This window comes from Mesorhizobium sp. M7A.F.Ca.MR.362.00.0.0 (assembly GCF_004023175.1).
Taxonomy (GTDB): Bacteria; Pseudomonadota; Alphaproteobacteria; order Rhizobiales; family Rhizobiaceae; genus Mesorhizobium.
In genome coordinates this window covers 2601-11451 of record NZ_RZTF01000205.1, presented here as the reverse complement: position 1 = coordinate 11451, position 8851 = coordinate 2601, and the positions used below count along the sequence as shown (strand labels likewise).

Genomic DNA, 8851 nt, shown 5'->3' with positions numbered 1-8851 from the left:
GTTCGCTTCCGCCATGCCGTCCCCACCCCGAAAACCAAGGCCGAACCCTCCTCCGCGGTTCGTCGGCAAAATGTGCCCGAGAAGCATTAAGGATCCGCTAACCTTAACGGTCAGTTAGCTTCATTCCGCCCGGTTGTCGGCGGGGTCGAACCCGCTATATAAGCAACGGCAGGGGTATTGCTGATGCTTGGACGGATTGTGCCTTTTTTCATGGGGCTGGCGCTGCTTTTCGGCGGCGGTTGCTCGCGCAGTTATGACGGCACGGTCGTCATCCCGAGACCGCTCGATGTCCGGCGCATCTGGGATCGGCCGCCACCGAATGTCGACTACGGCCAATCCGAGGTCGAAAACGGCGCTTTTCCGGTGGCGCCGCAGCCGCCCCGGCGTTTTTCCGAGCGCAAGGTCAGCCATGCCGCACCGAAACGGCACCAGACGAGGTTGCCTGCGTCGGCGTCCCTATCGGCGCCGGCGAAGTCGCTGACCTGCAGGAACATCAGCGAGCCTGGCAAGAGAGCTCGCATGGTCTGCGATTAGATTGGAGCTTGGTCCTAAAAGCGGGATTCGGTCAAACAAACACGATCCGCGGATAGCTCGGCGAACGGGCTTTCACAGGGAAGCAGCGCCTTTTTTCGGCTCCTTCGCTCCGAGCTTGTCGAGTGCAAGACGAACCTGACGCAGATCTTCCTGCCAACCGTCATCGTCGTCCATTGGACCCTCCGAGGCAGCCCGCTGCAACCCACGCGCCTCGGATTCGATCTCGCGCAGTTCGGCGATTTTCTGTTCGGTGGTCAGCGAGTCGTCTTCGACGATCTCCAGCACCCGCATTTCCCTGAACGTAGCCATGGCGTTCCTCCCGGCTGATGTCGATCACAACGCCGTGAGCGCCCCTCTGTTCCAGACGGATCGCGCAGCCGCATAGCAGCAGGCACGCCGCCGCCGGTGATCGCAAATCGGGGAAGACCGGCGATCATTCGGCCGGGAAAAATGCCGGGCCGACCAAGCGCACCGGCCGCTCGCCGGCCTCGATCGAAAGGTGCTGGGCGGCACCTGGGGCTTCGGCATCGATCCCGGGGACGGCCGCAACCGTGCCGAGATCCGGCTTCGCCGTCGGCAACGGAATAATGGCGTTGCGCATGTTGGCGGGCGTCACGGTCCTGGCTCGCAGTTCGGTGACCCGCTGGTAGTAGCGCTTGACGTCGCATGCCTTGAAATTCGCATCATCGCGATATCTGAAGGCTGCCGGCAGCTCGGTATAGGGTTTGCGCGTGTCGAGCGCGGTCATCTGGTCGGTTTCGAGGCTGGCGTCGTTCAACGTGTAGAGGTCGACGCCGGGGTCATCGCAGATGTAACGGCATTGATCGACCGTCTCCTTCAGATCGCCGCTGGCGGCGAATTGCGACTTTGGCGCCGGGAAGAAATATCCGTCCGACAGACGCACGCAAAACAGCATCGCATTGCCGGCGAACGTGGTGCTCGCCGATTGGGTGCTGGGCGCGGCGCGCACAGGCCGTTGCTTTGCCGCGAAGGCGCACAGCCAAGCGCGACGAGGCGCGCCTGCAGGCCCGCTGTGTCGCGGCCCGAATTCCCAGCGGCAGCAATCCGGCGCTGCACATCCGAGCGGCTCCTGGCGAGATCGGCGCAAGCGTTGAAGAGACCACCAAGCGAACTCTTCGCCGTGCACTGGCGCTGTCTCTCGATAGTCTGGATGGCTGCAAGTTGCCGGCGCAACTGGGCAAGCTCCGGGCTCGCCCCGCCGCTGCGGCCAGCCGAAAGCAACTGGCTTCTGATCGCGCCGCATCTGTCCGCGTAGGACGAAAGCGTACCGAACAAAACTGCCGCCAGCGAAATAAATGCGATCACCATGGAAGGCCAGAAACGGATCATCGGGACAACTGGTCCTTTTTGCGGAGAACCTGGAATTTAGAGTCCATGACTTCAGCAATCTTCGGCTACATGAGTAATTCCTAATAATCTAACGAATTTCGACATGAATGACCTATTGTCTATTGTACTACGTCACCTCATGTAAATTCGATATTACATTTTTATTTCAAGATTGAGACGAACCTCGAAAGAAAGCGCAAGCCTGACCATCGCCGAGGACCTGCAGCGCAACGGACCGAGATCAATGCGCCATTATCGCCAGGGGTTCGAAACCTTTGTCGGGCCTTCCGCGTTGAAGGACCAAAGGGAGAACGCAGATGTCGATCCACTTCACCGTCTCCGACCTGACAAGAAACCTGTTTCACTCGCTGGGGCTGGACCAGCGCGCGCCAAGGCCACTCAATCCCGAGCAAAGCCTGTTGCTGGAATGCTATCTGGCCGGCCAGGTTCCTGAATCAGCCTGGAGCGACTACGTCTTCGAGACGCCCGATCTTGCCCGGCATGCCGAGGCCAGGCGCAGTCACCACTGACCCGACAACGAGGCTTACTTGGGAGAGGCGAATTGCAACGTAAACACGTTGCCAGCGATCCCTTGCGCCAGCTTCGCCGAGAAAGTCAGGGGCAGGCAATCCTGCAGGGCCGCTGTCGCGGCATCGACAAACGTTTTCTTCGATTTGGCATCACCATCCACTTTAATGGCCGTCGGCCTCGGCGGGCCGATCAGCGTGCCGTCCCGCTTGAAGCTGAAGCTCAAGGTGACGCTGGCGGTCCCGGCGTCCGCCGGCGGTGTCCAGCATGCCTGGATCGCTGCCCCGACATCGTCCATCGTGTTGAGTTCGGCTGCACTCGAAGCATGGACAGCGGCCGCCAGCATCACGCCCGCAACCGCAATCCGTCTCGCAACGCTTTTCATCGCCAGCCCTCGTCTCATGCCTGACCGACAATCCATGCCGGACTGCCAAAATGGATGGTAGGGCCAACGGCGGCAATGACAATATCTCTCGACAAAAGTTGACGCCAAAAAAGCGACACTGGACGAGGCCTGCGTGCCAGATCGCACTTGGCGATGGCGTGCGAACAGCAAAAAGGCCGGCATTGCGCCGACCTTTCCTATCGCTACGACGTTCTGCGCCAGTACATCCGTGGTCGCGGGCCGAAAGCGAATTGCCTGCAGTAGACAGGGCTTTGGTTAACGAATCCTTAACCTCAGGCCTTGGCCTGCGACTTCACATGGGCGATGTAGCCGCGCACATCGCCGGCCGGCTCGCTATAGGCCTTGCCGAGCGTCTTCTCGATCGCCGCCACATAGTCCTTCGCCCACTTGGGCAAAGCATAATCGACGACGGCCAGGAATTCGAGCGTCGCCGCCAAGCGGATATCGGCGATCGAAGGATGCTTGCCGCCGATGAACGGCTTGCCGTCCCTGAAGAAGCTGTGAAACACTTCGAGCGGCTCGGCGATCGCCGCCATCGCCGCCTTCTGGGCCTCCGACTTCCTGTCGGGGTGCGCGTCGCTGTGGCCGACCTCGCCGGCATATTGTGGGAAGCCGAGCGCCGGATAGGTGGCGCGTGCCACATAGGGGTAGAGCGTGCCGATCAGGTAGAACATGGCACTGTCGACCATCGCCCGCTTGGCCGGCGCCTTCGGATAGAATTTCTCCAGCCCGTGCTTGTTGGCGAGATACTGCATGATGGCGCAGCTTCCCACAACACGCCTCTAGGGAGGCCCTTGTCCTCGATCATCGGTGTCAAATGGGCGGGATTTCGCGCCATGAACTCCGGCGAACGGGTGTGGCCCCAGGCATCGGTCTCGGCATGGTCGAAACCGGCCGCGCGCGCAAACACCCGCACGGTCATGTTGTTGACGCTGGGCTTCAGCATGCTGAGCTTCAACGCCGGCTTCTTGGCCGGCTTGGCCTTGGGCGCGGCTTTTGCCGTAGCCTTCATCGCAGGCTTGGCGGCCGCCTTGGCTTTTGGCTTTGCCGCAGCTTTCGCCGCGGATTTCCCGGCAGTCTTCGTCGCTGTCTTGGCCATCTTGTTCCTCCCTCTGGTCTGTTCAGTATGGGTTCTTCGGCGCCCGATCGTCCGACAAGGTGGCGCGGGAACGCTCGACGAGCGCCTGGATCGCATCGGCGAGATGCACTTCGGCGATGTTGTAGTCGCCGCGCGCGACCCGCAGCCTGTGCGCTTCCATCAGCACATCGGCGTGGGTGAAGCCCGCTGGCGGTTCGAAGCGGTAGGACGCCAGTTCGATCAGCAGGCCGAGCGGATCCTCGAAATAGATCGAATCCATGAAACCGCGATCCTTGACGCCGCTGTGCTTGATGCCGCGCTCGTCAAGCCGGGAGACCGCCTGCAGGAAGGTGACGCGCGACACCGAAAAGGCGATGTGGTGGACACAGCCCGGATCGGTCGGCGTGCGCCGTTTCTCCGGTGTGCGGCTCTCGTCGGTGAAGATGGTGATCAGCCGGCCGTCGCCGGGATCGAAATAGAGATGGCTTTCCCTCGGCTTGTCGAGGTTGGGCTGTTCGAAGATGAACGGCATGCCGAGCACGCCTTCCCAGAAATCGATAGAGGTCTGGCGCCCGGCGCCGACCAGCGTGATGTGATGAACGCCCTGCGACTGCAGCTTCTGCATTGGCATTCCTCCCCCACGGCATCAACTGGTCGGCGAATCTGCCCGGCATTCGGCGTTCTGTGCGCCGCTGGAACCGTGCTTCAGGATCCGTGACGTGATGCTAATGCAAACAGCCCCGCGGCGCCAGAAGCGACGAACGCAGCGACGCAACGGATAAGCCGAATGATCGAGAGTGCGCCGTCCGCATTTCCGATGCCGGACATCGGAAGGGCGTACACGCTACGCTTTTGGAGGCTGAGGGTCGACGATCCGGCCGACGGCCGACCGAATTGAGGTACCGACTTACGAGCCGCTGCTGTTGACCGTAGTGCCGACGTTCGTGAAGATCCCGTTGAGCGAATTGCCCAGCGCCCCGGCGCCGGTGATGATCGCCAGCGCGATAAGAGCCGCGATCAAGCCATACTCGATCGCGGTCGCGCCCGACTCGTCCCAAGCGAAACGACAGGCTATTTTCTTCATGTCGACCTCCTACAGCTACTAAAGCGACAACTAATATATCGCCGTGAGTTGCGGGGGCGTTAAGGTTCTCGGTTTCGGGTCCGTTAACATTTGCCAGACGAATGAAATGAAGGCCAGTATCGAGGGTCGTCGACTTCAGAAACGAAATCGGCGGCATCCTGCAAATTTGTCGAAAAACTTGGTACGCCCAAGGGGAATCGAACCCCTGTTCCCGCCGTGAGAGGGCGGTGTCCTGACCGCTAGACGATGGGCGCGTTCAAGAACCGGCGATATAGGCTGAGCGCTGGGAAAAAGCAACTGGGCTTAGGCCGCTTTCCCTTGCCGAGGAAAAGCCGGCCGTCAGCCTATCGTTTTGGTTCGATCAGATCCCAGAGATTCCCATGCAGATCGGCGAAAACCGCCACCGTGCCATAGGGCTCGAAGCGCGGTGCTTCGCGGAATTCGACGCCCTTCTCCAGCATCGCCGCATGGTCGCGGGCAAAGTCGTCGGTTTCCAGGAACAGGAAGACACGCCCGCCGGTCTGGTTGCCGATGCTCTGCCTTTGCGCCTCGTCGGACGCTTCGGCCAGAAGCAGCCTGGCGCCCTGCCCGTTGGCCGGCGCGACCGTGATCCAGCGCTTGCCGCCGCCGAGATCGACATCTTCGACGAGCAGGAAGCCCAGCCGCTCGACATACCAGGCAATCGCCTCGTCATAATTGGCAACGACCAGGGCGACCGTGGCGATGCGGCGATGCTCGGCGAACCCGCTCATGCCTGAGGCTTGCTCATTGGCCTGCTGCCGTTCATCGTTGCGGCTCGGTCACGGTCACTTGTTGCGGATCGCAAAGCGGCCGATCAGGCGTCGCTCGGTGATGTCGTAGACGAAGATCGTGCGGCTGCCATCGGCAAGCTCGGCGTCGATCGAGACACGATTGCCGGACAGCGACTGGCTGACCACCGTGGCGCCGACCGGCAGCACGATGTCGCCGTTGACCGGTTCGCCGGCGGGTGTCTGGATATCGCCGGCCAGCGGCGGGTTCGCCGGCGGTGCATTGCGCGCTTTGTAGACAAGGGCGCCGATCACCACCATAAGGGCGAGGAACAGCAGGCCGAGATTGATCCCGACGAAGCGGACGAGTTTCCTGCGCACCTTTTCGACCTCGGGGTCGAGCGGCTTATCCTGGTCTTCTTCGGCGATCGGGCTGGCCATGGCAAAACAGTTCCGGAACGGTTTTTCAATGAGCGCTCATAGCGAAGAGGCCCCTGAATTGATAGAGGCGGAACCGACAGTGCTGGTGGCGGGCGCGGATGCGGCCGGCCTGCGCCTCGACCAGTGGCTGGCCGCAAGCCTTGGCCCGGACATGTCACGCAGCCGCGTGCAGATGCTGATCAGGCAGGGCGCGGTCTCGGTCGACGGCAAGCCCGTCGACGAGACCAAGCGCAAGATGGCGCCGGGCGAGAGCGTGTCGGTTACCATGCCGGAGCCGGAGCCGGCGGAGCCGCAGGGCGAGAACATCGCACTCGATGTACTCTATGAGGACGACGAACTGATCGCCATCAACAAGCCGGCCGGGCTTGTCGTGCACCCCGGAGCGGGCAACTGGACCGGCACACTGGTCAATGCGCTGATCCATCATTGCGGCGACAGCCTTTCAGGAATCGGGGGTGTGCGCCGGCCGGGCATCGTCCACCGCCTCGACAAGGAGACCAGCGGCGTCATGGTCGTCGCCAAGACCGACCGCGCCCACAAGTCACTGTCCGAGGCTTTCGCCGATCACGGCCTGACCGGCGACTTGGAGCGCGCCTATCTGGCGCTGGTCTGGGGCATACCGCAGAGGCCGACCGGAAGGGTCGACGCGCCGCTCGGCCGCGCCGCCGACCGCGTGCGCCGTGCCGTGGTGCCGGAAGGACGCGACGACGCCCGCCATGCGGTCACCCACTTTGCCGTGCAGGAGCGCTTCGGCGTCGATCAGCAGGAATTCGCCACCGCCAGCCTGGTCGAATGCCGGCTGGAGACCGGCCGCACCCACCAGATCCGTGTCCACATGGCGCATATCGGCCATCCGGTGGTCGGCGACCCCGATTATGGGCAGGCCTTCCGCACCAAGGCCAACCGGCTGCCCGAACCGCTGAAAAGCCAGGTCAAGGCATTTCCCCGGCAAGCTTTGCATGCCTGGCTCCTTGCATTTCGGCACCCCACTACCCATCTAACGATGAGGTTCGAAGCGCCTATACCGGGGGACATGGAGGAACTCGTAGGCGGTTTCCGCAAGCTCTGAACCTGCCATAGAAAAACCTGAGCGGCATTGTTCACTTCACCGTGACACACTGTTTCGTGTTGAACAAATGCCTGTCTTTTCTGGTTTTGTTCCTGTATAAGATCTGATGTCGCGGGCGAGCCTTTTGGTGCTCGCGTCACATGCCCGCCGCGTTTCGGGGGCATCACTCCAATAGAGAGGGGGCGCTATCATGGCCCAGTCACTACCCAGTATCCTTTCCGGCGAAGGCGGCCTCAGCCGCTACCTGGAAGAAATCCGCCGCTTTCCCATGCTGCAGCCGCAGGAAGAGTACATGCTCGCCAAGCGTTATGCCGAGCATGAAGACACCTCTGCTGCGCACAAGCTCGTCACCAGCCACCTCAGGCTCGTCGCCAAGATCGCCATGGGCTATCGCGGTTATGGCCTGCCGATCGGCGAAGTGATCTCGGAAGGCAATGTCGGCCTGATGCAGGCCGTCAAGAAATTCGAACCCGAGCGCGGCTTCCGCCTCGCGACCTACGCCATGTGGTGGATCAAGGCCTCGATCCAGGAGTACATCCTGCGCTCGTGGAGCCTGGTCAAGATGGGCACGACCGCCAACCAGAAGCGCCTGTTCTTCAACCTGCGCAAGGTGAAGGGCAAAATCCAGGCGCTCGACGACGGCGACTTGAAGCCCGACCAGATCACCGAGATCGCCACAAGGCTGAACGTTTCCGAAGCCGAAGTGGTGTCGATGAACCGCCGCCTGTCCGGCGACGCCTCGCTCAACGCCCCGATCCGGGCCAGCGAAGGCGAATCCGGCGAATGGCAGGACTGGCTGGTCGACGACCACGAAAGCCAGGAAGAGATGCTGATCGAGCAGGACGAGCTGGAAAACCGGCGCGGCATGCTGTCGGGCGCTCTTGCCGTGCTCAACGAGCGCGAGCGGCGCATCTTCGAGGCCCGTCGCCTCGCCGAAGAGCCGCTGACGCTGGAAGAGCTGTCGTCCGAGTTCGACATCAGCCGCGAGCGCGTGCGCCAGATCGAGGTGCGCGCCTTCGAGAAGGTGCAGGACGCGGTCAAGGCCGCCGCCAAGCGCCAGACCCAGGCGCTGCGCACGATTGAGGCGCAGCCGGCGGCGTAAGGTTAGCTAAGGCAACAAAAAATCAAGGCGGCGCCAGGAAACCTGGCGCCGCCTTTTTTGTGGCTGATTGGGAGTTGGCGAACGGGGGCGACAGCCAATCTCCCCCCTTGCGGGCCCCTTGCGGGGAGATCCGCAGTTCACCGGCGGCGCTCGCCACAAAATACGGCCCCCGCACAAAAATACCCCTCAAAGCCCGTTCAGCGGAAATTTCAGGTATCGCCGGCCATTCGCTTCAGGTTCGGGCAGTCTCCCGCCATTCATGTTGACCTGCAGCGCGTGCAGGATCAGCCTCGGCATCGGCAGCGTCCTGTCGCGCGCCTCGCGCAGGGCGACGAACTCGGCCTCGCTGCGGGCGGCGGCAAGATGGGTGTTGGTCGCCTTCTGTATGGCGACCGTGCTTTCCCACAAAGGTTCGCGGCCGCCGGCCTGATAGTCATGGCCGACGAACACCCGCGTCTCGTCCGGCAACGCCAATATGTCCTGGATCGAGCGCCAGAGCCGCGCGGCACT

General features: G+C 62.3%; 11 protein-coding genes, 1 tRNA gene and 2 pseudogenes. 4 read left to right on the top strand and 10 right to left on the bottom strand.

All coding sequences use genetic code 11. The annotated features are described in order from the left end of the window. Nucleotides 1–183: 183 nt before the first annotated feature. Nucleotides 184–534 (top strand): hypothetical protein, encoded by a 351-nt coding sequence (locus EOC06_RS22675; protein WP_128288233.1) that lies wholly within the window; start codon nt 184–186, stop codon nt 532–534. 72 nt (nt 535–606) lie between these two features. Here the strand turns inward: EOC06_RS22675 and EOC06_RS22670 are convergent, their stop codons facing one another. Next, nucleotides 607–843 (bottom strand): hypothetical protein, encoded by a 237-nt coding sequence (locus EOC06_RS22670; protein WP_013529265.1) that lies wholly within the window; start codon nt 841–843, stop codon nt 607–609. Nucleotides 844–967: 124 nt separating this feature from the next. After that, entirely contained in the window at nt 968–1504 is a 537-nt protein-coding gene (locus EOC06_RS43195; RefSeq protein WP_245469920.1) for a DUF2865 domain-containing protein, read from the bottom strand. Between the two features lie 697 nt (nt 1505–2201). On the opposite strand from EOC06_RS43195, the gene EOC06_RS22660 reads away from it, so the two are divergent. Beyond that, complete coding sequence (locus tag EOC06_RS22660; RefSeq protein WP_023810978.1) at nt 2202–2414, top strand: hypothetical protein; 213 nt, start codon at nt 2202–2204, stop codon at nt 2412–2414. Between the two features lie 14 nt (nt 2415–2428). Here EOC06_RS22660 and EOC06_RS22655 read toward each other — a convergent pair whose 3' ends face one another. The 7 genes and pseudogenes from EOC06_RS22655 to EOC06_RS22625 all read right to left on the bottom strand — a co-directional run bounded on the left by EOC06_RS22655 (nt 2429) and on the right by EOC06_RS22625 (nt 6170). Further along, on the bottom strand, nt 2429–2797 hold the full coding sequence (locus EOC06_RS22655) for a hypothetical protein (protein ID WP_128308833.1): 369 nt from the start codon (nt 2795–2797) through the stop codon (nt 2429–2431). A 293-nt stretch (nt 2798–3090) separates the two neighbouring features. Continuing rightward, nucleotides 3091–3917, bottom strand: a pseudogene (locus tag EOC06_RS22650) (glutathione S-transferase family protein). Between the two features lie 22 nt (nt 3918–3939). Continuing rightward, entirely contained in the window at nt 3940–4521 is a 582-nt protein-coding gene (locus EOC06_RS22645) for a VOC family protein (RefSeq protein ID WP_127268028.1), read from the bottom strand. A 282-nt stretch (nt 4522–4803) separates the two neighbouring features. Next, complete coding sequence (locus EOC06_RS22640; protein ID WP_127320620.1) at nt 4804–4980, bottom strand: Flp family type IVb pilin; 177 nt, start codon at nt 4978–4980, stop codon at nt 4804–4806. A 179-nt stretch (nt 4981–5159) separates the two neighbouring features. After that, nucleotides 5160–5234, bottom strand: a tRNA-Glu gene (locus EOC06_RS22635). 90 nt (nt 5235–5324) lie between these two features. After that, nucleotides 5325–5732: a VOC family protein gene (locus EOC06_RS22630; RefSeq protein ID WP_127395797.1), complete on the bottom strand. Its 408-nt coding sequence runs from the start codon at nt 5730–5732 to the stop codon at nt 5325–5327. A gap of 54 nt (nt 5733–5786) precedes the next feature. Beyond that, entirely contained in the window at nt 5787–6170 is a 384-nt protein-coding gene (locus tag EOC06_RS22625; RefSeq protein WP_127268031.1) for a fimbrial protein, read from the bottom strand. Between the two features lie 28 nt (nt 6171–6198). Here EOC06_RS22625 and EOC06_RS22620 point away from each other — a divergent pair, with 28 nt between their 5' ends. Together EOC06_RS22620 and rpoH are read left to right on the top strand one after the other, a co-directional pair. Further along, on the top strand, nt 6199–7239 hold the full coding sequence (locus EOC06_RS22620) for an RluA family pseudouridine synthase (RefSeq protein WP_128308832.1): 1041 nt from the start codon (nt 6199–6201) through the stop codon (nt 7237–7239). A gap of 190 nt (nt 7240–7429) precedes the next feature. Next, nucleotides 7430–8341: an RNA polymerase sigma factor RpoH gene (gene rpoH / locus EOC06_RS22615; protein ID WP_128308831.1), complete on the top strand. Its 912-nt coding sequence runs from the start codon at nt 7430–7432 to the stop codon at nt 8339–8341. A 186-nt stretch (nt 8342–8527) separates the two neighbouring features. Here rpoH and EOC06_RS43190 read toward each other — a convergent pair. Next, a pseudogene (locus EOC06_RS43190) lies at nt 8528–8851 on the bottom strand (MBL fold metallo-hydrolase); the annotation flags it as partial.

Excerpts from the sequence above, each read along its gene's own strand:
- EOC06_RS22660 (WP_023810978.1), top strand. The coding sequence starts at position 2,202 with ATGTCGATCCACTTCACCGTCTCCGACCTGACAAGAAACCTGTTTCAC.
- EOC06_RS22630 (WP_127395797.1), bottom strand. The coding sequence starts at position 5,732 with ATGAGCGGGTTCGCCGAGCATCGCCGCATCGCCACGGTCGCCCTGGTC.
- EOC06_RS22620 (WP_128308832.1), top strand. The coding sequence starts at position 6,199 with ATGAGCGCTCATAGCGAAGAGGCCCCTGAATTGATAGAGGCGGAACCG.
- EOC06_RS22675 (WP_128288233.1), top strand. The coding sequence starts at position 184 with ATGCTTGGACGGATTGTGCCTTTTTTCATGGGGCTGGCGCTGCTTTTC.
- rpoH (WP_128308831.1), top strand. The coding sequence starts at position 7,430 with ATGGCCCAGTCACTACCCAGTATCCTTTCCGGCGAAGGCGGCCTCAGC.
- EOC06_RS22640 (WP_127320620.1), bottom strand. The coding sequence starts at position 4,980 with ATGAAGAAAATAGCCTGTCGTTTCGCTTGGGACGAGTCGGGCGCGACC.
- EOC06_RS22625 (WP_127268031.1), bottom strand. The coding sequence starts at position 6,170 with ATGGCCAGCCCGATCGCCGAAGAAGACCAGGATAAGCCGCTCGACCCC.
- EOC06_RS22655 (WP_128308833.1), bottom strand. The coding sequence starts at position 2,797 with ATGAAAAGCGTTGCGAGACGGATTGCGGTTGCGGGCGTGATGCTGGCG.
- EOC06_RS22645 (WP_127268028.1), bottom strand. The coding sequence starts at position 4,521 with ATGCAGAAGCTGCAGTCGCAGGGCGTTCATCACATCACGCTGGTCGGC.
- EOC06_RS22670 (WP_013529265.1), bottom strand. The coding sequence starts at position 843 with ATGGCTACGTTCAGGGAAATGCGGGTGCTGGAGATCGTCGAAGACGAC.